Source organism: Microbacterium sp. LWH12-1.2 (assembly GCF_040675825.1).
Taxonomy (GTDB): Bacteria; Actinomycetota; Actinomycetes; order Actinomycetales; family Microbacteriaceae; genus Microbacterium.
On sequence record NZ_JBEGIJ010000001.1, the window covers coordinates 2,387,872 to 2,409,910 of the forward strand.

Sequence of the window (22,039 nt, forward strand, 5' to 3'; positions counted from 1 at the left end):
GACTGATTCGGTTGCACCAGCCGACCCAACGTGTCAATATCGACACATGAGCGCCAAACAGAAGCAGCCTGCCCTCGACGAGGTCTCGAAGAAGATCATCGAGCTCCTCCAGGAAGACGGCCGCCGCCCCTACGCCGAAATCGGCCGTGCGGTCGGCCTCAGCGAGGCCGCTGCCCGGCAGCGCGTGCAGCGCATGACGGAGGCAGGGATCATCCAGATCGTCGCCGTCACCGACCCGATGCAGCTCGGATTCCATCGCATGTCGATGATCGGCATCCGCGTCTCGGGGGACCCGCGAGCGATCGCACAGGAACTCACGCAGATCACCGAGCTCGCCTACGTGGTGGTCACCCTCGGCACCTTCGACATCCTCGTCGAGGCGGTCTGCGAGAGCGACGAGCACCTGATCGACCTCATCGCGACCCGCATCCGCACCCTTCCGGGTGTCACGCACACCGAGAGCCTGCTCTACGCGGGGCTCTACAAGGACCTCTACAACTGGGGAACGCGCTGATGGGCACCACTGTTTTCGAGCGCCGCCGCCCCGCGGCATCCGTCGTCGACCACGCCCTGCAGAGCACCGCATTCGCCGCCTTCTGGCTCGAAGACGTGCAGCGCACGGAGTACCCGCGTCTCGCGGGCGACGTCCGGGCGGATCTCGCGATCGTCGGCGGCGGGTACGCCGGACTCTGGACGGCGATCCGGGCGAAGGAGCGCGAGCCCGACCGCCGTGTCGTGCTGCTGGAGGCCTCGCGCGTCGCCTGGGCGGCATCCGGACGCAACGGCGGCTTCTGCGAGGCGAGCCTCACGCACGGTCACGAGAACGGCGTCAACCGCTGGCCGGAAGAGATCGACCGGCTCGAGGAACTGGGCGTGGAGAACCTCGACGGCATCGCCGACACCGTGCAGCGCTACAGCATCGACGCCGACTTCGAGCGCACCGGCCAGCTGGCCGTGGCGGTAGAGCCGCACCAGGTCGAGTGGTATCGCGGCGAGGAGGGATTCCTCGATCAGGATGCCGTGCGCGCCGAGGTGCACTCGGACACGTACCTCGCCGGCTCTTGGGACCGCGAGGGATGCGCGATGGTGCACCCGGCGAAGCTCGGTCTCGAGCTGGCACGCGTGGCCACCGAACTGGGCGTCGAGATCTTCGAGCACTCGCGGGTGCGCCTCGTCGACGGTGACGGCGCTGACCCGGTCGTGCTCGAGACCGACGGCGGGCGGGTGACGGCGGATGCTGTCGCCCTGGGCACGAATGTCTTCCCGTCGCTCCTCAAGCGCAATCGCCTGATGACCGTTCCCGTGTACGACTACGTGCTGATGACCGAGCCGCTGACCGACGCGCAACTGGCCTCGATCGGCTGGTCGAACCGGCAGGGTCTCGCCGACAGCGCGAACCAGTTCCACTACTACCGGCTGTCGGCCGACAACCGCGTCCTGTTCGGCGGCTACGACGCCGTCTATCACTTCGGCGGCAAGGTGCGCCCGGAGTACGAGGACAGGATGGAGAGCCATCGCCGCCTCGCGGAGCACTTCTTCACGACGTTCCCGCAGCTGGAGGGCGTGCGCTTCACCCACCGCTGGGCCGGGGCGATCGATTCATCCAGCCGCTTCTGCGCATTCTTCGGCACCGCGCGACGCGGACGCGTCGCGTACGCCACCGGCTTCACCGGACTCGGCGTCGGGGCCGCCCGCTTCGCCGCCGACGTCATGCTCGACAAGTTATCGGGAGTCGAGACCGAGCGCACACAGCTGCGGATGGTGCGGGAGAAGCCGATCCCGTTCCCGCCGGAGCCGGCGGCTGCCATCGGCATCAACCTCGTGCGGGCGGCGATGAACCGCGCCGATCACAACGAAGGCAAGCGCAACCTGTTCCTCAAGGCGCTCGACGCCGTCGGCATGGGGTTCGACTCGTGAGTCGTGAGGAGCTCGCGGGCGAGCTGGCGGCAGGGACCGGCGTGGATGCGGCGGGCTTGGCGCTCGCGCACGAGCCGCTACCTGCCGCGGAGGTGCTGTCAGGTGCACCGACGACGGCGTCGCACGCCCTCGCGACAATCGACGACACCGAGATCGGCATCTGGGAGATGACGCCGGGAACGGCATCCGACACCGAGGTCGACGAGGTGTTCGTCGTGCTGTCCGGGCGGGCGACGATCGAGTTCGTCTCGCCCGCGCTGCCAGCGCTCGAGGTCGGACCGGGCAGCATCGTCCGCCTCGATGAGGGGATGCAGACCTTGTGGACCGTCGCCGAGACGCTCCGCAAGGTCTACATCGCCTGAGGGTCCCCCGCTCACCGGTCGTTGAGCGGGGGAGCGAAGCGACCGAGACGAAGCGGGGGAGCGAAGCGACCGAGACGAAGCGGGGGAGCGAAGCGACCGAGACGAAACGCACTAAGCGAGCGGAGCGAGCCGAAGTGTCGCTCAACAACCCTGGGGGTGAGCGCCGGCGAGCGGGACGACGCACTCAGCGCGACGTCGCCGTGTACGCCGAGAGCGCCAGGTGCAGGGCGGCGAGCGTCTCGCCGTCCTCGAGGTCGGCATCCAGCAGATCGCCGATGAGGGTCAGCCGCTGGTAGAACACCGAGCGCGAGAGATGGGATGCCGCCGCGGCGGCCGTGCGACTGCCCGGATGCTGCACGAGTGCGCTCAGCACGGCGAGCAGGTCGCCGCCGGAATCCTGGTCGTACCGGATCAGCGGCCCGAGCATCCGCTCGCTGTGCTCCTGCAGCCGGTGATCCCCGTGCAGCGCATTCACCAGACGCGCGAGGGGTCGGTCGTCCACGCGCCGGAAGCCGCCGGGCGGCAGCCGCCGCGCGAGGGCACGAACAGCCGGCAACGAGTCCAGCAGCTCGGCGAGGGAATCGGATGCCGCGCCGACGGCGAGTCCTCCGGCGTCATCGAGACCGGAGGCGATGCGACGGGCGGCCGCATCCGACACGGACGCACCGGCGGGAAACGACAGCAGGATGACGGCGCCCCCGTCGAAGACGGCGCTGATGGAGCGCGCTGCGGGTTCGGTGTCTTCGATGGCGGCAAGTACCATCTCCGCACTGCTCGGCGAGGCGGCATCCACGACCAGCGCCTGCAGCCGCCGCCCCCGCACGGGAAAGCCGCTCGCCTCCAGACGCGCCTGCGCATCCGCGGTCGTCGCATGCTGTTGCTCGAGCAGGGATGCCAGCAGCCGGCGCTGCGAGAGCAGCTCCCACGCGCCGTCTCCGTCGGCGAGCCGGGCTAGAGCGAGTGCCGTCGCCGCCTGCTCCAGCACCGTCGTCCGGCCGGCAGGATGCGGCGCTCCCGGAGCCACGAGCAGGCTCCCCCACCGGATTCCGCGGCCCTCGACCGGCACCAGGATCCATCCCTGTTCGCGCCCGTCGGTGATCCGCCGCGAGCGCGCCGCCCATCCGTCCAGAAGACCGGCGTCATCGACGGTGCGGGCATCGGCCGCGACGACCTCGTGCGCGAGGTTCTCCAGCACGACGCCGGCGTCGAGGGCTCTGGCGGTCTCGCGCACGATGACGTCGGCCGGCGCGCCGCGCAGGCTGAGCGTGGTGAACAACTCGTGCAGTTGCTGACGCTGCTGCAGCGCGTCGAGCTGACCGGCGATGATCCGCCGGTGCACCGCCTCGGTGACGGCGACGAACTTGACCTCCCGCTCGAGGCTGATCAGCGCGACCCGGAATCGGCGGCATGCGGCGACGAATGCCGGTGGAGTCACCGTGAAGCGGGTGCCGAGTTCGAGCACGATCCCGGCGACACCGGCATCCGCGAGTTCGGATGCCAGCGCCGACAGCCCTTCGGCATCCCCCGGCCAGCCGGCGCCGGTGGACAGCAACAGCTCTCCCCCGTCGAGAAGCGCGGCGACCCGCGGGCTGTCCGAGACGTGCACCCAGCGGACCGACGACTGCAGGGTGGTGACGTCCGTGAGGACCTCGGGGAAGCCGGCCTGCAGGGCAGGCATCGACAGCACCTCGGCGACATCAGGCAATCCGGCGAGCTGTTCGACGATGCGATCCATACACTCTGTCCGGATTCTGGTGAAGTTCACGACGTTCTGCCGCCTCCCATCGATCCTGCCCTCTGAAAACATGGAAAGCAAGCACGTTCGTTTTGCCGGTCAGAGTGTTCGACCGCCGCACATCACCTGGGAGTCCATCCGTGAGCATCGTCCGCCACCTCATCAACGGCACAGAAACCGCCGAGGCCGCCCGCACCGGCGACATCTTCAACCCGGCTACCGGCGCGGTGCAGCGACAGGTCGCATTCGCCTCCGAGGCCGAAGTGGCCGCCGCCGTCGCCGCCGCGAAGGCCGCACTCCCGGGCTGGCGCTCATCGAGCCTCATCAAGCGCGCGGACGTCTTCTTCCGGCTGCGCCAGATTCTCGCCGACCGGACCTCCGAGCTCGCGGCGATCGTCACCGACGAGCACGGCAAGGTGCTCTCGGACGCGGCAGGCGAGGTCTCCCGCGGCATCGAGAACGTCGAGTTCGCCGCCGGGCTCGTGCACCTGCTCAAGGGCGAGCGCGCCGAGCAGGTCTCGCGCGGCGTCGACGTGCACTCCGTCAAGCAGCCCGTGGGCGTCGTCGCGGCGATCACCCCCTTCAATTTCCCGGTCATGGTGCCGCTGTGGATGGTGGCCTCGGCGATCGCCTGCGGCAACACCGTCATCCTGAAGCCCAGCGAGAAGGACCCGTCGGCCGCCGTCTGGCTCGCCAAGGCTTTCCAGGAGGCAGGACTCCCCGACGGCGTGCTGAACGTCGTGCACGGCGACAAGGTCGCGGTCGACGCGCTGCTCGACGCACCCGACGTCGCCGCCGTCAGCTTCGTCGGCTCCACCCCGATCGCCCGCACGATCTACCAGCGCGCCTCGGCGAACGGCAAGCGCGTTCAGGCCCTCGGCGGCGCGAAGAACCACATGGTCGTGATGCCGGATGCCGACATCGACGGCGCCACCGCAGCCGCGATCTCGGCCGCGTACGGCTCGGCCGGCGAGCGCTGCATGGCCGTCTCGGTGCTCGTCGCCGTCGGCGACATCGCCGATGACCTCGTCGCGAGCATCCGCGACCGCATCGCCACGCTGCAGATCGGTCCCGGCACGGACCCGTCCAGCGAGATGGGTCCGCTGATCACCCGCGAGCACCGCGACAAGGTCGCCTCCTACGTGACCGGCGCTGCGGCCGAGGGCGCCACGGTCGTCGTCGACGGCAGCCGGAAGTCGTTCGCCGGAGACGGATTCTTCATCGGCGTGAGCCTGCTCGACGACGTGAAGCCCGGCATGAAGGTCTACGATGACGAGATCTTCGGACCGGTACTCTCCGTCGTCCGCGTCGAGACGTACGCGGAGGCTGTCGCGCTGATCAACGCCAACAACTACGGCAACGGCACCGCGATCTTCACCCGCGACGGCGGCACCGCCCGTCAGTTCGAATTCGACATCGAGGTGGGCATGGTCGGCGTGAACGTGCCGATCCCGGTTCCGGTCGGGGCGTTCTCCTTCGGCGGCTGGAAGGACTCGCTGTTCGGAGACTCGCACATCTACGGTCCCGAATCGGTGCACTTCTACACCCGGTCGAAGGTCGTCACCACCCGCTGGCCCGACCACACGCCCGCACAGGTCGACCTCGGGTTCCCGAGCAACCACTGACCGTCGTTCGATTCTGAGGAGTCACGCATGAACTTCACCGACCGGCACAACGCCGCCCACACCCTCCCCGCTCCGGATGCCGAGGCGCAGGTCCGCGCGGACGACCGCGGTCACGTCTTCCACTCCTGGAGCGCCCAGGCGCTCATCGACCCGATGCCCGTCGCCGCCGGCGAAGGCGCCACGTTCTGGGATTACGCGGGCAACGCCTACCTCGATTTCTCCAGCCAGCTGGTGAACCTGAACCTCGGGCACCAGCATCCGGATCTCGTCTCCGCGATCCAGCAGCAGGTCGGCCGACTCGCGACGATCCAGCCGTCGTTCGCGAACGACGTGCGCGGCGAGCTCGCCCGGCGCATCGCCGCGGTCGCTCCCGACGGTCTCGAGAAGGTGTTCTTCACGAACGGCGGCGCCGAGGCGAACGAGTACGCGGTGCGGATGGCGCGCCAGGTGACCGGCCGCCGCAAGGTGCTGTCGATGTACCGCAGCTACCACGGCTCGACGTCGACCGCGATCTCGATGACCGGCGACCCGCGCCGCTGGGCGAACGACCCGAGCGACATCGCGACCGTGCGCTTCTTCGGCCCGTACCTGTACCGGTCGGCGTTCCACTCCTCGACGATCGAAGAGGAGTCGCAGCGCGCCCTGGAGCACCTCGAGCAGACGATCCTGCTGGAGGGCCCGGCGACGATCGCGGCGATCATCATCGAGACCGTCGTCGGCACGAACGGCGTGCTGGTGCCGCCGCCCGGCTACCTGCAGGGCGTCCGCGAGCTGTGCGATCGCCACGGCATCCTGTACATCGCCGACGAGGTCATGGTGGGCTTCGGGCGTCTCGGCGAGTGGTTCGGCATCGACGCGTTCGATGCGAAGCCCGATCTGATCACCTTCGCGAAGGGTGTGAACTCCGGGTACGTGCCGCTCGGCGGTGTCGTCATCTCCGCAGAGGTGGCGGCGCACTTCGATCGGGTGCCGTTCCCTGGCGGACTCACCTATTCGGGGCATCCTTTGGCCTGCGCCGCGGGCGTCGCGACCTTCGAGGTGTTCGAACGCGACGGCATCCTGGAGCGCGTGCGCGATCTGGGTACCCGCATCGTCGAACCGACGCTGCGGGCCTGGGCGGAGACGCACCCCAGCGTCGGCGAAGTCCGAGGGCGCGGACTGTTCTGGGCCGTCGAGCTCGTGCGCGACCGCGAGACCCGTGAGCCGTTGGTGCCGTTCAACGCGAGCGGAGCGGATGCGGCGCCGATGACCGAGTTCGCCGCGGCGGCGAAGCGGGGCGGCGTGTGGCCGTTCACGCACTTCAACCGCATGCACGTCGCTCCTCCCCTGGTGATCTCCGAAGACGACCTCGTACGCGGCCTGCGTGTGCTCGACGAGGCGCTCACCGTCGCCGACGGCTACGTGCGGGGCTGAGTCACCTCTCCTCACGCGCCCTTCATCCCCCTCACCCCCCTCATCTGGCACCTCGGGCCGGTATTCGCGTCGCTGAGCGACCCGAGGTGCCAGATGAACACAGCGGGCTCGCCTTCATCTGACACCTCGGGTCGGAATGTCCGACGTTTACCGACCCGAGATGCCAGATGAAGGCAGCGCGCGCTGCTCAACTGCGCCAGTTGCGCCTCGTCAACACCTCGCGAACGATCGCCACCGCGCGCGGCTGCTTGCCCCGGATGTGGGCTGACGTCAGGCGCACCACCTCGTACCCCTCGGCGACATACGCCGCATACTTCTCGATGTCGCGATTCCATTGCTGACGTGAGACCCGATGCTGATCCCCTTCGATCTCGACCAGCACGCGGAACTCCGGATACGCGATCTCCGTGATCCCCAGAAGACGCCCGTACACGTCGCGGATCGGTAGATCGAGCACGGGTTCCGGCAACCGGGCATCCTCCGCATCCATTCGATACTCAGTCTCGAGCGGCGACGCGCTGCCCACCCTGATTCGTCCCAGCGCTGCCCTGAGGAGCGCTCGCCCTTCGCGACGTCCGGCATCGACCACGGCGCGGAGCTGGTCGATGGTCGCCAGCGCGAGTTCCGGATGCAGATCACCACGATCATCGCGGGGCACCCGCACGATGGCGTCGCCGAGAACGACGAGTTCGCGCGCGGTCAACTCAGAGGCGAGCATCGCCCAGGTCGATGCCGGACTCGCGATCCGGACGCCGCCGACCTCACGAACCGACACGAGTTCCGGCATGAGCTGTCGCCCTTTGATCCCGCGGCGGCGCGGTGCACGATTCGGCGTGGTGACCCCTACTTCCAGGTCGCTCTGTGCATCCACGGGGAGGTTCCGGAGCTTCGCAGCCGTGCGTCCGACGAAGAACGCATGCTCGACCATGAGGGGTGCGAACTCCCGCGCTCGCTCCCATATGGCCGCGAACTCCTGCTGCTCGCGGGTCGGCGGCTCTACGGCATCCGCCTCGTCATCCCTGAACTCGCTGCACTGTTCCTTGCGCAGCAGGCCTCGATAGGGCCGAGCGATGTCCTGAGCGCGCAGCCGACGCGGAGTGACACCGGCTGCACGCGCCTCCTCCTGGGTGAAGGTCGCACTGAGCGAAGTGGGCAACGGACGTGGAGACCTCGGCATCTCGAGATAGTGCCGCATTGCGGATGCTGCCACTGCCCGAGTTACCTGAAGATGCGTAGAACTCCCGCCAATCTTGCCGCTGTGCAGGACAAGTCGCCCCGCCGCGTCATTGGATACCTCGGGCCGCATCCCGCGCCTCGCGCCCCGCACCTCGCCAACATCGGCCGCGGCCGCCTTGATCTGGCACCTCGGGTCGCTATCACGCAGAAATTCCGACCCGAGGTGCCAGATCAAGGTGCAGCTCCAAGTCGGGCGCGCGCTGATCTGGCACCTCGGGTCGCTATCACGCAGGAATACCGACCCGAGGTGCCAGATCAAGGTCGATGCGAGTGAAGGCGAACAGCATCCACGTCAGCGCGCCGCGTCCGCGGCAGCAGCTGCGGCGATGAGCTGATCGACCTGTGCGCGGTCGATGCCCATCCCGGGGAAGCCGGCCATCCGGCCGATCGGGAATGACGCCATCATCTTCATGATGGCCTCGTCGCCCATGATCCCGGCATCCATCGCGCCGTCCGCCTGCTCCCGCATCGCCGCGAGCTGCTGGGCGACGACGGGACCGACGACCGGGTGCGCGAGCACCTCGGTGATCGACGAGTGAGCGGTCAGCGGGAGGCGGACCTCGTCGCCGCCGACCTCGACAGAGATCGCGCCCCGGATATCGCGGCTGGATGCTGCGACCTCGACCCGATAAGAGCCGCCCTCGACGACGAAGCGATCGACGCGGATGTCCCAGTAGGCGAGGTCCTCGCGACGGACGACCAGTTCGACCTCCCGCCGCGACCCCGCAGGGACCTCGACCGAGGCGAAGGCCTTGAGTTCGCGTGGGGCGCGCTCGACGGCCGACGACTCGGGGGCGACGTAGACCTGCACGACCTCGCGGCCGTCGCGATTGCCGGTGTTCGCCACGGCGAGCGACACGACGATGTCGCCATCGGCGTTCACCGCTGCGGTGGGCTCACCGTACGAGAACGTCGTGTACGACAGACCGTGCCCGAACGGGAACGCCACCTCCATGCGGCGCGCGTCGTACCAGCGGTATCCGACGAAGATGCCCTCGGAGTAGCGGACGTGCCCGAACGAACCGGGGAAGCTGCCGAAGGCCGGAGTGTCCTCCAGGCGGTGCGGGATGGTCTCGGCGAGGCGACCAGAGGGGTTCACCGCACCGGTGAGCACGTCGACCGTCGCCGATCCGCCCGCTTGTCCGAGCAGCCACGCCTCTACGATCGCGGGGACCTTCTCGGCGAACGGCAACGTCACGACCGCGCCGTTGGAGAGCACGACGATCGTGCGCGGGTTCACCGCGACGACCGCATCCACCAGTTCCCGCTGCACAGCGGGCAGGTCGAGATGCGCGCGGTCGAAACCCTCCGACTCCTCTGCATCCGGCAGTCCGAGGAACAGCACGACGACGTCGCGTTGCGCGGCGAGCACCACGGCCTCATCCCGCAGCGCCTCGGCATCCGCCCCGTCGAAGGTGAACCCCGGCGCGAACGCAACCCGGTCCCCCGCGACATCGCGGAACGCGTCAAGCGCGGTGTCGATCCTGGTCGGATTGATGTGCGAGGACCCGCCGCCCTGGTAGCGCGGGGTGCGTGCGAACTCGCCGATCACAGCGATGGAGACCTCGGGTGCCAGCGGTAGCAGAGCGCCCTCATTCTTCAGCAGCACGATCGAGCGTCCGGCGACCTCCCGCGCGAGCGCGTGGTGCGCGTCGACGTCGAGCGGGCCCGGGACCGGCGGACGCTCCTGCGCCTTCGCGACCAGGTCGAGCACACGCTGCGCCGCCGTGTCCAGCACATCCTCGGCGAGCCCACCGTCGCGGACGGCGGCGACGATCTCGGCATCCGTCTCGCCGCCGCTGTACGGCATCTCCAGATCGAGTCCGGCAGCGAGAGCGGCGACGCGGTCGTCGACGGCCCCCCAATCCGACACGACGAGGCCGTCGAAACCCCACTCGTCGCGCAGCACCTGGGTGAGAAGCCACGGGTCCTCGGAGGCGTAGACCCCGTTGATGCGGTTGTACGAGCACATCACGGTCCACGGCTGGGCATCCTTGACGACGCGCTCGAACCCGCGCAGATAGATCTCGCGGAGTGTGCGCGGATCGACGTCGCTGGACGAGCGCATCCGGTCGTCCTCCTGATTGTTCGCGGCGAAATGCTTGAGCGAGGATCCGACCCCCTGCGACTGGATGCCGCGGACGAGACCGGCTCCGATTCCACCCGACAGGAGCGGGTCCTCGGAGACGTACTCGAAGTTGCGGCCGCACAGCGGAGACCGCTTGATGTTGATGCCGGGGCCCAGGATGACGGCGACGTCCTCGATCGCGGACTCGATGCCGAGCGCGACGCCGACGCGTTCGGCGAGCTCCGGATCGAAGGTCGAACCGAGCGCCGCCGCCGGCGGGAAGCACGTCGCGGGGACCGACGCGTTCAGACCGAGGTGATCGCTGGCCTCCGCCTGCTTCCGCAACCCGTGCGGGCCATCGGTGAGCATGAGGGAGGGCACGCCGGCGCTGTCGATCGCCTTCGTCGTCCAGAAGTCGGCGCCGCTGGTCAGGGATGCCTTCTGTTCGAGGCTGAGGTTTTCAGGAGTGGTCATCGGTTCACCTTTTCTTGGGATTCGGGAGTCGCCGCGGGGATCGAGGAGTTGCCGTGCGGCAGGAACCACACGGGCCGGCGATGATCCTGCGCCAGTTGGGGCCAGAACGCCCACCAGAGCAGCAGCGCCACGCCCGCGCCACCGATCAGTCCGGCACCGGCGTCGCTCAACCAGTGCGCGTTGATGAGGGTTCGCTGCCACACCATGCCGACGGCGAGGAAGGCACCGAGCACCGCCCAGATCCGACGCGCCCAGACGGCGGATGCCGGAATCAACGCGAACACGGTGACGATGATCACCGCCATGCTGACCGCGTGCCCGGACGGGAACGAACCGTGGTCGACTGGGACGAGCGGGCCGAAGAGTCCCGCCGCTGCGTCATCGGCGGGTCGCGGACGGTCGACCAGATTCTTCGTGAGTTGCGACAGCATCCCGGGACTAGCGAGTTGCACCGCGATGACGAACAACGCGGAGCGCCAGCGTCCGACCGCGACGAGCACCAGCGGCAGCAGAAGCATCATCAGCACAGCACCGGGCAGCTGTCCGAGGTGCTGGAAGAGCTGCGCCACCGCCGTTCCGGGAAGAGACGAGGCCGGGTCCACTCCGGCGAATCGTCGCCAGACATCGTCCACCGCCTGCGTCCAGGGGGACTCGGGCGCGGCGAGCACGCCGACGGCCAACAGGAGGAACGCGACCAGCAGGCCGAAGGCGGTCCAGAGCATCGGGCGCGGCCGCACAGCGTGATGACGCGCCGGCACGGCCTCCGCCGAGGCGAGGTCCGTCACGATGCGACTCCTCGCAGCGGACGGACTGAGGCATAGGCATCCGCGACGTCCCGCGTCGGCGTGTCATACACCCGCACGATTCCGCGGTCCTCCTGGTGTCGTTCCCAGCCGGGAACGCCCGTGACGATGAACGCGACAGCGGCCGAGTGCACCTCGTCGGCGAGTGTCTGCGGGGGGTTCGGGCCGGCGAGCGGCTCCATGGCCGGTCCGTCGAGGCAGTCGAAGAAGAAGGGCACATCGAGGCAGTGCTCGGCGAATCCGAAAGTGCCGGACGGCCACGAGAATCGGTACAGCCACGTGGGCGCCTCGGCGCGATCAGCCGCAATGTTCACGAGTGGAGCACGGAACATGCGATCGGTGAGATAGCGACCGGCGATGCGTACGGAGCCCTTGGCCACGACGTCCGCGTTCGCATCGAGATACGCCCGCATCGCCGCCTTCGGCATACCGAGCTTCTTCAGCAGCAATGACTTCGGCACCCAGCGCAGGATCTTCGGAGCCGCCGAGAGCGCCATCGTGAACTCGTCATCGGTCGCGCCGAGTACGAGGGGCTTGTCGGCACCGATGCCGGCACGCAGCGCCTCCCGCGTCGGCCTGGGCAGGAGATCACCGTCGACGGATGGGCCGAGGGCGAGGCCTTCCTCGATCATCGAGGTCAACGAGTCCGGTCCGAGTTGCGTCGCCTTCTTCTGCAGTTCCAGGAGCCGCTCCTCCGACACGGTCCCGAATCCGGCGATCGTCGGCTCGACTCCGGCATCCGCGGCGAGCGCGCGCCCGAACGCTTCTGCCCGCGGCCGAGCCACATCGGCGAGCGCCCCGGAGATCGCGTAGACGCCGTGGAAGAGGTGCTGCGCCTTCTCCATGCCCAGCAGCGTGAGCACGGCGCCGCCTCCGGCGGACTGCCCGGCGATCGTGACACGACTCGGGTCTCCCCCGAACGTGGCGATGTTCTGCTGCACCCACTCCAGGGCGAGCAGCCAGTCCCGCACACCGCGATTCGACGGCGCATCCTCGATCCAGCCGAATCCGTCGAAGCCCAGCCGATACGACAGCGTGACGGTGACGACGCCGTCGCGATTGAAGTTGCGCCCGTCGTACCACTCGCTCGCCGGCGATCCGGCGAAGAATCCGCCACCGTGGATCCAGACCAACACCGGGAGCCCGGATGCCGTGGGATCGGGCGTGAAGACGTTGACGTTGAGCGTCGACTCCCCTGGAACGGACGGCTCGGGAATGAGCGTCACACCGGGGTCGCCGCGTTGGGCGGTCGCCCCGAACTCCAGCGCATCGAGCACCCCGCCCCACGGCGCCTTCGGCACCGGAGCCTGGAATCGCAGCGCTCCGACCGGCGGCTCGGCGAACGGGATGCCGAGGAAGGCGGCCGAGCGCGGCCTGCCTCTGCCCCCTGTCGTCGGTCTCCAGCATCCGCGCACCCGCCCGGCTGCGGTCTCCACCTCGACGTATTCGGTCATCACAGCATTCTTCTGGTCGATGGCGGTCATCAGCGCACTCCTCTGATCGGCGCGGTGGCGATGGCGGCGAGGATCACGAACACGATCCCGAAGACGAACAGCATCGGATACCCGCCGAACGAGGTGATGATCACGGCGGCGATCGCCGGGCTCATCGCCTGCGGGATGTTCGTCGCGATGTTCAGGATGCCGAGATCCTTGCCCGCCGACGTGCCTTCACTCGGCAGCACCTCGGTCATCAGCGCGGCATCAACGGCCATGTACAGGCCGAATCCGATCCCGTTGATGATGCTCATGGCGATCATCCCGGTCATGTCCGGCATCAGCAGCGGCATGGCGAGGCCGGCGACCATCACGAGGGATGCCGCGTAGATGAACACCTTGCGGCGGCCGACCTTGTCGCTCCACCAGCCAGAGACGCCGATGGCGAGCAGCGTGGGTACGAGCGCGACGAGGGTCAACGTGACGACAGCGCCCTGCGCCTCGGTCAGGGACATGCCGATGTAGTCGGTGAGCAGGTACAACTGGTACGTCGTGACGACGAAGTATCCGAGGATCAGCAGGAAGCGCGCACCGAACGCCCAGGCGAAATCGGGGTGGCGGCGCGGGCTGATCCAGAAACCCCGGAAGAACGCGCCCCAGCGGAAGCCGTCGACAGCGGCATCCTTCGATGACCAGTCGCGATTGACGACGACGAACAGCACCGTCACGACGAGCACCGCGACACCGAAGACCGAGTAGCCGACGCCCACCTGGGCGGCGAGACCGGCCGCGAGCATGATCCCGACGGTCATGCCGAGCTGCGTGCCCAAGCCCATCATGGCGCTGGCTCCGCCGCGCTTGGAGCGCGGGAACCGGTCGGCGGTGATCGTGGTCAGCGGGGCCTGGAAGAAGTTCAGCGCCACCTGGATGATCACCCAGAACACGGTGATCCACAGGAGGTCGGTGAGGGATCCGAGGCCGAAGAGGAAGATGGCGCCGACGACGGCTCCCATCACCATCCAGGGTGCCCGGCGGCCGAAACGTGAGCGCGTGCGGTCGCTGAACGCGCCGGCGAGCGGCTGCGCGAACAGGGTGAAGACGAACGAGATCGTCGTCACGATGGCGAGGTTCTGCACCTTGTTCGCCTCGTCGATCATCGCGACCTGCGACGGGAGGAGGATCGCGATGAGTCCGCCGTAGGTGGCGAACAGCGTGAGCGAGGCGATCAGCAGGCTCGGCAGCAGCCGTCTTGTGGCGGGCGGGCTGGCTGCGGGTTCGCCGGGAGCGGGAGCATCCGTGGAGATGGTCCCGGTGGGCGCCAGATCTGCGGCCGGGTCGGGCGTGGATTGCATTGTCATGGTTCTGCTCCTCTTTGAGCACGGTTCACGGGGTAGGACGAGCCTCGGATCGGGGCCGAAGCTCAAAAACCAAACGTCGTTCGGTAATCAGGATGGCAGGACCCGCAGCCCGACGCAAGAGGGAAACAGAATGACGTTCGGTTTCTTCCGATCGGCGTGGGCGGATACGCTGAGGCCATGTCAGGACGAGCCGTGTACGCGAAGGGAATCGCGAAACGCGAGGAGATCCTCGAGGCGGCGCTCGACGTGATTGCGACCCGCGGATACCGCGGCGCATCAGTACGCGAGATCGCGGAAGCGGTAGGTCTGAGCCCCGCCGGCCTCCTGCACTACTTCGAGAGCAAGGAAGAGCTCTTCATCGCCATCCTCCGTGCCAGAGACGAACGAGACGTTCGCACTTACGGCACCGACGACGCGATCGAGACCCTGCTCTCCGTCGTCCGCCACAACTCCGCCGTGCCAGGACTCGTGCAGCTGTATGCACAGCTCGCCGCCGAAGCCGGTGACCCCGCGCACCCCGCGCACGCATACTTCCGTGAGCGCACCGCGCTCGTGGAGTCGGCCACCCGCGCGCAGGTCGCCCAGGATCAGGAGGCCGGGTTGATCCGGGACGATCTCGATCCGGCGTGGATCGTCCGCTCGGTGCATGCACTCGCAGACGGGTTGCAGTCCGCCTGGATGCTCGACCCCTCGATCGACATGGCCGCGGAGATCGAGCAGTTCATCGCCCTGCTGCGACCGGCATCCTGACGGCGCTAGGCGAGGTCACCTCGCCTAGCGAGATCCGCCGGCGGATGATCCGGATTCGATCGGGACCGGCACCGATGCGATCAGCAGGCGCGTGTAGTCGTGCTGCGGAGCGTTGAGGATCTGCTCCGTCGGCCCCGCCTCCACGATCTCGCCCCGGCGCATCACGATCGTCTGCTCGCAGACCTTGCGCACCACGGCGAGGTCGTGGCTGATGAACAGCAGGGTCAGACCCTGAGCGCGACGGATGCCGGCGACGAGATCGAGCACCTGCGCCTGCACCGAGACGTCCAGCGCACTGGTGGCCTCATCCATCACCAGCAGCTCGGGCTCCACGGCGAGCGCCCTCGCGATGGCGACTCGTTGTCGCTGCCCGCCGGAGAGCGTGCGCGGCCGCGCGGTGAGATGCTCCTCGCCGAGGCCGACGGCGGTCAGCAGCTCCGTGGCCCGCGACCGCGCCGCCGCCCCGGAGAGACCGGCGTGCAGACGCAGAACGTCTTCGATCGCCCGTCCTGCCTGGATCCTCGGATCGAGCGACAGGTACGGATCCTGGAACACCATCTGCACGCTCTTCGCCCTGGCCAGTCGAGCGGCCGCGGAGCGGTCCGCAGCGCCGATGGTTCGTCCGCCGATCCGGATCTCACCGCTGTCGGGTGATTCCAGACCGACGATCATCCGTGCGAGCGTGGACTTCCCGGAACCCGATTCTCCGACGACCGCGAGGGCGCCGCCACGCGGTACCACCAGGTCGGCCTCGGCGACCGCCGTGACGGCGCTTCGGCCGCGCGGGTGATAGGTCTTCGTGACGGCGGAGACCGACAGTATCGGCTCGGCCGCGACGACGTCCGGGGCCGCGGCCGTGCTTCCCCCGGTGAGCTTCGGCGTGGCCAGGACCAGTTGCCGCGTGTACTCGGCGGCCGGGGCCGTGAGGACCTCGCGGGCGCTGCCCGTCTCGACCACGGCGCCGTCCTTCATGACGACGAGACGATCGCACAGCGCCCCGGCCAGGTTCAGGTCGTGGGTGATGAACAGCATCCCCATCCCTCGCTCCGCGCACAGCTGGCGCAGCACCGACACGATCTCGGCCTGCGTGGTGACGTCGAGGGCGGTGGTCGGCTCATCGCAGACGAGCAGCTTCGGCGAGGCCGTCAGGGCACCGGCGATCATCACGCGCTGCAGCATCCCTCCGGACAGTTCGTGCGGATGCTGCGCGAGATGATCCGCGGGAGCGGGAAGCCGCACGTCGGTCAGCAGTTCGAGAGCGCGCTCGCGCGCCCGCGCCCGGTCCCACCCTTCGCAGAGCCGCAACGCCTCGGTGACGTGATCGCCGATGGTGCGCATCGGGTTGATGCCGGCCCTCGGGTCCTGGAACACCATCGCCGCGCTGCGCCGACGGACCTCGCGGCGGGAATCGGCATCCCGGAGCGGTGACCGCCCATCGACCGTGACGGTGCCGCCGACGCTCGCGCGGTCGGGCAGGAGTCCGAGCACGGCTCGCGCCGTGAGCGACTTGCCCGACCCGGACTCGCCGACCAGGCCGACGGTCTCGCCCGCGGCGACAGCCAGGCTGATGCCGTGCAGCAGCCGCGCCCCGCTCGGCAGATCGAGCGTCAGGGAGTCGATTTCGAGAACGTTCATGCCGGGGTCTCCCCACCGATGCGATCGGAGAGCTCTTCGCCGATGATGTTGACCGCCACCACCACGATGACGACCATGACGGCCGGCGCGATGGCCGGCAGGAAGTGACCCGCCGCCACACCGGACTGAGCCTCGTTGATCATCGCGCCCCAGTCGGCGGTCGGTGCCTGCACGCCCAGGCCGAGGAACGAGAGCCCTGCCAGTTCGGCGAGCACGTACCCGAAGTTCAGCGTCGACTGGGCGCCGACGATCGGTGTCACGTTCGGGAGCACTCTGCGCACAGCGATCCAGCCGCCGCCGAAGCCCTGCACACGGTACGCCGAGACATACGGCCGCGTGCGCTCTGCTGCCACCAGCGACCGCGTGAGCCGGGCGACGAACGGCGCGTAAGCGATGCTCATCGCGATGATCGGCGCGACGAGCCCCTTGCCGAACAGGGCGACGGCCATGATCGCGATGAGCAGCGAGGGGAATGCGAACAGGACGTCGAACACTCGACTGAGGGCCGCATCCACCCAGCCGCCGCGCCACCCTGCCCACAGGCCCAGCAGGATGCCGATGACGGTGGAGAAGACGACGACCAGCAGCGGGCCGATCAGCGCGGTGCGTCCGCCGTGGATGATCCGGCTGAGCACGTCGCGGCCGAGAGCATCCGTCCCGAGCCAGTGCACCGCAGACGGCGGTGCCAGGAAGGACGTGAAATCGACGGCATCCGGATCGTAGGGGGCGAGCAGCGGCGCGAGGATCGCAGCGAGCGCGACCAGCGCGAGCACGACGACGCTGCCGAGGTACAGGACTCGCGGACGCCGCTTCCTGGGTGCGCGCAGCACCCGCATGGCGAGCGTGGGGGTCGAAGATGTCATCTGGCACCTGTTCCGGCGGCGGATCGCGGATCGATCCAGGGTTCGAGAACGTCGACGATGGCGTTCATCACGACGAAGACGCCGACGACGAGCAAGACGATCGCCTGCACCACGGGGAAGTCGAGCCGATCGACGGACTGGACCAGGAGCGAGCCGATCCCGGAGAGACCGAAGGCCGCCTCGACGATGGAACTGGCGACGATGAGTCCGGCGACGAGCACCCCGCCCACGGTGAGGATCGGACCGAGCGCATTGCGCAGAACGTGCCTGCGCACCACGGCCCAGCGGCCGACTCCGCGACTCGTCGAGACCTCGACATGCTCGCGGCTCGACTGGTCGACCATCGCCGACCTGGTCACTTTGGCGACGAGCACGATGAAGACGATCGCCAACGCGATCGACGGCAACGTGAGGTGGCGGACCATGTCGAAGAAACCGTCGCCGGAGCCGAAGGACGGGAACCAACCCAGCTGCACCGAGAAGATCGCGATGAGCACGATCGCACCGACGAACGACGGGATCGCACCGAGCACGGTGAGTCCGATCAGGATGGCCCGGTCCGCCGCCCTGCCGCGGTTCAAGGCAGCGACCGCGCCGAGGAGGAGACCGACCACCACGATGATCGCACCCGCCATCGCGACCAGCATCAACGTCACCGGAAGCCGATCCCCGATCACGGCGGTGACATCCTGGCGGTACTGCAGCGAACGGCCGAAGTCGCCCTGCAGCACCCCCAGGATCCAGCGCAGGTACTGCTCGCCCGGCGACAGATCGAGACCGTATTGCGCGGTGACCTCCGCCACGGCCTCGGCGGTGGGCTTGCGCCCGCGGAGCAGGAACCGGATCGGGTCGCCGGGCACCAGGAAGCGCGAGAAGAAAACGAGCAGCGACGCCAGGAACAGCGTCAGCAGCAGCCCCCCGAGCTTCCCGGCGACACGGCGGGTGGCTGTCATCGGGCGCCGATCGTTGCTGCCCAGGGGTAGTAGAGGAAGGCGACGGAGGGCTGGACGCCCGTGATGCGCTCACCGAGATACAGCGAGATCGGCGCTTCGAACAGCGGCAGCCAGGGCAGCTGCTCATTCGCGATCTGCTGTGCCTTCGCCGTCAACGCGCCGCGCGCGACCGGGTCGTCGATCGTCGCTGCTTCGTTGACGAGGGCATCGAATTCAGGATCGGACCAGTTGCCGTAGTTGCTGAAGTCGCCGGTTCGCAGCACCGAGTACATCTCCAGCGCATCCGGGCTCGAGAGATACCAGCTCGTGTAGAACAGGTCCACGCCCTCGCGTGCGCTGGGGTCGGAGAACAGCGTCGAGTAGGCGCTCGGGGTGACCGTCTCGACCGTGACGTTCAGGCCGATCGACTTCGCCGCAGCAGCGGTGGCCTGCGAGATGACGGAGAAGTCGTTGCTGATGGGCGCCGTGACGTATGTCAGCTCCGCACCCTCCGCACCGGCCTCGGCGATCAGATTCTTCGCCTCCTCGAGGTTCTGTTCGTAATCGGCGACGTCATCGAAGGCCGCCGTTCGAGCGGAATCGGATGCCTCCTGCCAGACGGATTCCGTGGTCATCACGTCGGTCCGCTCACCGATTCCGCGCAGAGCGGCCTGGAGGATGCCGTCCCGGTCCATCGCGAGCAGCAGCGCCTTGCGCACGCGCACATCGCCGAGCGGACCCTCGAGATCACTCACCACGACGGATCCGACGGCCGTGTTCAGACCGAACAGCACGTCGCCCTTGCCCGCGGCCTGCAGGGTGGGCACCGCCTCCATCGGCAGCATCCAGGAGCCGTCGACGCTGCCGGACTTGAGCGCGTTGACCCGCGCCGTGGCGTCGTTGATGAAGACGAACTCGACCTCACCGGAGCGCGCCTTGAGGTCTTCATCCCAGTAGTCGTCGTTGCGGGTGAGGGTGATCGACTCGCCGGACTCCCAGCGGTCGAGCGCGAACGGCCCTGTGCAGTTCACACCGCCGGTGGAGTTGCCGTAATCGGCGCCCTTCTCGGCGAGAGTGGCCGCCGATTCGATGACGCCCGCAGACCCGCCCATGCCGAGGTTGAACTGCGCGTCCGGCCCGGTCATCGTCACGGTCACTTCGCGGTCGCCGGTCTGCACGATGGATGCGACGTTCTGGTAGACCGAGTACCAGAACGATCCGACCTCGGGATCGAGGTGCCTGTTCATCGATGCGACGGCGTCGGCCGCGGTCAGCGGCGATCCGTCATGGAAGGTGACGCCCTCTCGGATCGTGTACACCCAGGTCATCGGATCAGGGTGAGCGAACGACTCCGCGAGGCCTGGGCTGAGCGAGTAGTCCGGGTTCAGTCGCAGCAACGATTCGCAGACGTTGGCGAGCACCGAGTTATCGGGATAGTCGAAGGCGTAGGCGTAGTCGAGCGAGTACGGCTCGGCGTAGCTGGCGAACGTGAAGGAGTCGATATCACCGCTCGGCGCGGCCGTCGTCGCGGTGATCTCCCACTCGACGGACTCGTCGGAGCCTGCGCCGTTCGATGCAGCGGAGCTGCAGGCGACGAGGGCCGCGATGGAGAGGATACCGGCGGTTGCGGCGACGCTGCCGCGAAGGAACGTGCGGTTCATCAGGACTCCCTGCTGGTGGTGGTTTCCGCGGTGTAGACGGGCTGCCCCTCGATCCAGGTCGACGTGACCCTGGTGCGGTACAGCTCGGATGCCGGAACGTCGAACGGGTTCGGATCGAGCACGACGAGGTTCGCGAGGTATCCCTCGCGGATGCTGCCGGTGTCGTCATCACGCCGGTTCACGTAGGCACTGCCGGAGGTGTAGGCGGCGAGCGCGGTCGCCAGATCCAGGCACTGATGCGCTCCACCCAGCGGCGGCTGCTCGGACTCCGGGTAGGCCCGGTTCACCGCGATGTGGATCGCGGCGATCGGGTCGGCGGTGGAGACCGGCCAGTCGCTGCCGGCCGCGAACCGCACGCCCGCGCGGGCGAAGTCCCCGAACGGGTACTGCCTGGCTTCCTGCCCGTCCTGCAGGAACGGCAGGGTGAGCTCGTCGAGCTGGTCCTCGTGAGTTGCCCACAGCGCCTGGATGTTGGCGATCGCACCGAGCTCGGCGAAGCGAGGGATGTCCTCTTCGGCGACGATCTGCAGATGCGCGAGGTGGTGGCGCCCGTCGATCGCGCCGTTCCCGTCGCGCGCCTCCTGCAGGGCATCCAGTGCCTCGCGGACGGCGCGGTCGCCGAGGGCGTGCATGTGCACCTGCTGGCCGGCCGCATCCAGCGCCGTGACGTAGTCGCGCAGTCTGGCTGGGTCGATGAAGCTGAGACCGTGGTTACAGGTGTCGTGGCCGGCGTCGTCACGGTAGGGAGTGAGCATCGCGGCGGTCTGGTTCTCGGCGACCCCGTCGACCATGATCTTGGTCGATGCGAGGTCGAGGCGCCGGTCCGGATGCCTGGCCTCGATACGCGCACGACGGGCGACCATGTGCTCGACCTGCTCGATCCCGCGATCGCGCACCCACCACTGGGCACCGACGACATGGACCTTCAGGGTCCCTTCATCGGCCGCTCGTTCGTATGCGGTGAGGGGATCGGCGATTCCGGCGACGCTGGATCCGACCATGGCATCCTGCCAGCCGGTGATCCCGAGAGCGATGAGGTCGTCCTGCGCACGGAGCAACCCCTGGTAGGCGAGCTCCGGTGAGGTCTTCGGGCGCACTTCCTCGAAGAGATCGCCGGCTCCCTCGTGGAAGGTGCCAGCCGGGTAGCCATCGGCTTCGCGCACGACTCGGCCGTCTTCCGGGTCCGGCGTCTCAGCGGTGATGCCGGCGTACTCGATCGCCGCGGTGCTTGCCCACGTGCTGTGGTGGTCACGGCTCTGCAGAAGCACCTTGCGTCCGCCGGTCGCCTCATCAAGGACGCCTCGTGACGGATTGCCGCCGGGGAAGTGGTCCATGCCCCAGCCGCCCCCGAGGATCCACTCCTCGTCGGGGTTCGCCTCCGCGTACGCACGGATGATGGCCGCGGTCTGCTCGGCATTCTCGACTTCGGTGAGGTTGCACTGCAGAAGCTCGATGCCGCCGCCGACCGGGTGAATGTGCGCGTCCTGGAAGCCAGGGCTGAGCAGTGCGCCGCGCAGGTCGATCCGGGTGGCGTCCGGAGAGATCAGCCCCTCGACGGCCGGCTCGGGCACGACGGCGGCGATGCGCCCGTCGCGGACCACCACGGCCCGGCCGGTGAGCGGCTCGCCGGTGCCGGTGAACACCGCACCGCCCTGAAACACGATCTCGAGCGTCATCGCTCTCCCTCTTCTCTGAAGTGATTTCGCTCACGCTAATCGGCTCGCAAGGCAATGTCAACACTGTTGACCACAGCAATGACAGCACCTAGGTT

The 22,039-nt window shown here is 68.3% G+C and carries 17 protein-coding genes; 6 read left to right on the forward strand and 11 right to left on the reverse strand.

What is annotated here, in order from left to right:
- Nucleotides 1–46 precede the first annotated feature (46 nt).
- The 3 genes from MRBLWH12_RS11500 to MRBLWH12_RS11510 are packed head-to-tail and all read left to right on the forward strand — an operon-like array spanning nucleotide 47 to nucleotide 2,279.
- On the forward strand, nucleotides 47–514 hold the full coding sequence (locus tag MRBLWH12_RS11500) for an Lrp/AsnC family transcriptional regulator (RefSeq protein WP_341977559.1): 468 nt from the start codon (nucleotides 47–49) through the stop codon (nucleotides 512–514).
- Nucleotides 514–1,917 carry an NAD(P)/FAD-dependent oxidoreductase gene (locus MRBLWH12_RS11505; protein ID WP_363548965.1) on the forward strand — a complete coding sequence of 468 codons (1,404 nt, stop codon included), beginning with the start codon at nucleotides 514–516 and terminating at the stop codon, nucleotides 1,915–1,917. The genes MRBLWH12_RS11500 and MRBLWH12_RS11505 overlap by 1 nt, the downstream gene beginning before the upstream one ends.
- On the forward strand, nucleotides 1,914–2,279 hold the full coding sequence (locus MRBLWH12_RS11510; protein ID WP_341977555.1) for a cupin domain-containing protein: 366 nt from the start codon (nucleotides 1,914–1,916) through the stop codon (nucleotides 2,277–2,279). The genes MRBLWH12_RS11505 and MRBLWH12_RS11510 overlap by 4 nt, the downstream gene beginning before the upstream one ends.
- 184 nt (nucleotides 2,280–2,463) lie before the next feature.
- Here the strand turns inward: MRBLWH12_RS11510 and MRBLWH12_RS11515 are convergent, their stop codons facing one another.
- Nucleotides 2,464–4,014, reverse strand: a complete 1,551-nt coding sequence (locus MRBLWH12_RS11515; RefSeq protein WP_363548967.1) for a PucR family transcriptional regulator — start codon at nucleotides 4,012–4,014, stop codon at nucleotides 2,464–2,466.
- A 140-nt stretch (nucleotides 4,015–4,154) separates the two neighbouring features.
- On the opposite strand from MRBLWH12_RS11515, the gene MRBLWH12_RS11520 reads away from it, so the two are divergent.
- Together MRBLWH12_RS11520 and MRBLWH12_RS11525 are read left to right on the forward strand one after the other, a co-directional pair.
- Entirely contained in the window at nucleotides 4,155–5,639 is a 1,485-nt protein-coding gene (locus MRBLWH12_RS11520; protein WP_363548969.1) for a CoA-acylating methylmalonate-semialdehyde dehydrogenase, read from the forward strand.
- A 27-nt stretch (nucleotides 5,640–5,666) separates the two neighbouring features.
- Nucleotides 5,667–7,052: an aspartate aminotransferase family protein gene (locus MRBLWH12_RS11525; RefSeq protein ID WP_341977548.1), complete on the forward strand. Its 1,386-nt coding sequence runs from the start codon at nucleotides 5,667–5,669 to the stop codon at nucleotides 7,050–7,052.
- A gap of 187 nt (nucleotides 7,053–7,239) precedes the next feature.
- Here the strand turns inward: MRBLWH12_RS11525 and MRBLWH12_RS11530 are convergent, their stop codons facing one another.
- From MRBLWH12_RS11530 to MRBLWH12_RS11550, 5 genes are all read right to left on the reverse strand, one after another.
- Nucleotides 7,240–8,229: a hypothetical protein gene (locus MRBLWH12_RS11530; RefSeq protein WP_363548971.1), complete on the reverse strand. Its 990-nt coding sequence runs from the start codon at nucleotides 8,227–8,229 to the stop codon at nucleotides 7,240–7,242.
- A gap of 351 nt (nucleotides 8,230–8,580) precedes the next feature.
- Nucleotides 8,581–10,830 carry a glycoside hydrolase family 3 C-terminal domain-containing protein gene (locus tag MRBLWH12_RS11535; protein ID WP_363548973.1) on the reverse strand — a complete coding sequence of 750 codons (2,250 nt, stop codon included), beginning with the start codon at nucleotides 10,828–10,830 and terminating at the stop codon, nucleotides 8,581–8,583.
- A complete protein-coding gene (locus MRBLWH12_RS11540) occupies nucleotides 10,827–11,615 on the reverse strand; it encodes a phosphatase PAP2 family protein (RefSeq protein ID WP_363548975.1) in 789 nt (262 codons plus the stop codon). Before MRBLWH12_RS11540 ends, MRBLWH12_RS11535 begins: the two co-directional genes overlap by 4 nt.
- Entirely contained in the window at nucleotides 11,612–13,117 is a 1,506-nt protein-coding gene (locus MRBLWH12_RS11545; RefSeq protein WP_363548977.1) for a carboxylesterase/lipase family protein, read from the reverse strand. Before MRBLWH12_RS11545 ends, MRBLWH12_RS11540 begins: the two co-directional genes overlap by 4 nt.
- Nucleotides 13,117–14,427, reverse strand: coding sequence for an MFS transporter (locus MRBLWH12_RS11550; RefSeq protein WP_363548979.1), 1,311 nt, complete (start codon nucleotides 14,425–14,427; stop codon nucleotides 13,117–13,119). Before MRBLWH12_RS11550 ends, MRBLWH12_RS11545 begins: the two co-directional genes overlap by 1 nt.
- 177 nt (nucleotides 14,428–14,604) lie before the next feature.
- On the opposite strand from MRBLWH12_RS11550, the gene MRBLWH12_RS11555 reads away from it, so the two are divergent.
- The gene (locus tag MRBLWH12_RS11555; RefSeq protein ID WP_341977538.1) at nucleotides 14,605–15,177 is read left to right on the forward strand and encodes a TetR/AcrR family transcriptional regulator; all 573 of its coding nucleotides are present in this window, start codon (nucleotides 14,605–14,607) and stop codon (nucleotides 15,175–15,177) included.
- 24 nt (nucleotides 15,178–15,201) lie between these two features.
- Here the strand turns inward: MRBLWH12_RS11555 and MRBLWH12_RS11560 are convergent, their stop codons facing one another.
- The 5 genes from MRBLWH12_RS11560 to MRBLWH12_RS11580 are packed head-to-tail and all read right to left on the reverse strand — an operon-like array spanning nucleotide 15,202 to nucleotide 21,944.
- The gene (locus tag MRBLWH12_RS11560) at nucleotides 15,202–16,812 is read right to left on the reverse strand and encodes an ABC transporter ATP-binding protein (protein WP_363548981.1); all 1,611 of its coding nucleotides are present in this window, start codon (nucleotides 16,810–16,812) and stop codon (nucleotides 15,202–15,204) included.
- Nucleotides 16,809–17,675: an ABC transporter permease gene (locus MRBLWH12_RS11565; protein WP_363548983.1), complete on the reverse strand. Its 867-nt coding sequence runs from the start codon at nucleotides 17,673–17,675 to the stop codon at nucleotides 16,809–16,811. Before MRBLWH12_RS11565 ends, MRBLWH12_RS11560 begins: the two co-directional genes overlap by 4 nt.
- Nucleotides 17,672–18,628 (reverse strand): ABC transporter permease, encoded by a 957-nt coding sequence (locus MRBLWH12_RS11570; RefSeq protein ID WP_363548985.1) that lies wholly within the window; start codon nucleotides 18,626–18,628, stop codon nucleotides 17,672–17,674. The genes MRBLWH12_RS11565 and MRBLWH12_RS11570 overlap by 4 nt, the downstream gene beginning before the upstream one ends.
- Nucleotides 18,625–20,268: an ABC transporter substrate-binding protein gene (locus MRBLWH12_RS11575; protein ID WP_363548987.1), complete on the reverse strand. Its 1,644-nt coding sequence runs from the start codon at nucleotides 20,266–20,268 to the stop codon at nucleotides 18,625–18,627. The genes MRBLWH12_RS11570 and MRBLWH12_RS11575 overlap by 4 nt, the downstream gene beginning before the upstream one ends.
- On the reverse strand, nucleotides 20,268–21,944 hold the full coding sequence (locus MRBLWH12_RS11580; protein ID WP_363548990.1) for an amidohydrolase: 1,677 nt from the start codon (nucleotides 21,942–21,944) through the stop codon (nucleotides 20,268–20,270). Before MRBLWH12_RS11580 ends, MRBLWH12_RS11575 begins: the two co-directional genes overlap by 1 nt.
- Between the last annotated feature and the right edge of the window lie 95 nt (nucleotides 21,945–22,039).

What these genes read in the sequence shown, in the direction of transcription:
- MRBLWH12_RS11515 (WP_363548967.1), bottom strand. Translation starts at nt 4,014, where the DNA reads ATGGATCGCATCGTCGAACAGCTCGCCGGATTGCCTGATGTCGCCGAG.
- MRBLWH12_RS11535 (WP_363548973.1), bottom strand. Translation starts at nt 10,830, where the DNA reads ATGACCACTCCTGAAAACCTCAGCCTCGAACAGAAGGCATCCCTGACC.
- MRBLWH12_RS11545 (WP_363548977.1), bottom strand. Translation starts at nt 13,117, where the DNA reads ATGACCGCCATCGACCAGAAGAATGCTGTGATGACCGAATACGTCGAG.
- MRBLWH12_RS11580 (WP_363548990.1), bottom strand. Translation starts at nt 21,944, where the DNA reads ATGACGCTCGAGATCGTGTTTCAGGGCGGTGCGGTGTTCACCGGCACC.
- MRBLWH12_RS11525 (WP_341977548.1), top strand. Translation starts at nt 5,667, where the DNA reads ATGAACTTCACCGACCGGCACAACGCCGCCCACACCCTCCCCGCTCCG.
- MRBLWH12_RS11575 (WP_363548987.1), bottom strand. Translation starts at nt 20,268, where the DNA reads ATGAACCGCACGTTCCTTCGCGGCAGCGTCGCCGCAACCGCCGGTATC.
- MRBLWH12_RS11560 (WP_363548981.1), bottom strand. Translation starts at nt 16,812, where the DNA reads ATGAACGTTCTCGAAATCGACTCCCTGACGCTCGATCTGCCGAGCGGG.
- MRBLWH12_RS11570 (WP_363548985.1), bottom strand. Translation starts at nt 18,628, where the DNA reads ATGACAGCCACCCGCCGTGTCGCCGGGAAGCTCGGGGGGCTGCTGCTG.
- MRBLWH12_RS11565 (WP_363548983.1), bottom strand. Translation starts at nt 17,675, where the DNA reads ATGACATCTTCGACCCCCACGCTCGCCATGCGGGTGCTGCGCGCACCC.
- MRBLWH12_RS11550 (WP_363548979.1), bottom strand. Translation starts at nt 14,427, where the DNA reads ATGACAATGCAATCCACGCCCGACCCGGCCGCAGATCTGGCGCCCACC.
- MRBLWH12_RS11530 (WP_363548971.1), bottom strand. Translation starts at nt 8,229, where the DNA reads ATGCCGAGGTCTCCACGTCCGTTGCCCACTTCGCTCAGTGCGACCTTC.
- MRBLWH12_RS11555 (WP_341977538.1), top strand. Translation starts at nt 14,605, where the DNA reads ATGTCAGGACGAGCCGTGTACGCGAAGGGAATCGCGAAACGCGAGGAG.
- MRBLWH12_RS11500 (WP_341977559.1), top strand. Translation starts at nt 47, where the DNA reads ATGAGCGCCAAACAGAAGCAGCCTGCCCTCGACGAGGTCTCGAAGAAG.
- MRBLWH12_RS11505 (WP_363548965.1), top strand. Translation starts at nt 514, where the DNA reads ATGGGCACCACTGTTTTCGAGCGCCGCCGCCCCGCGGCATCCGTCGTC.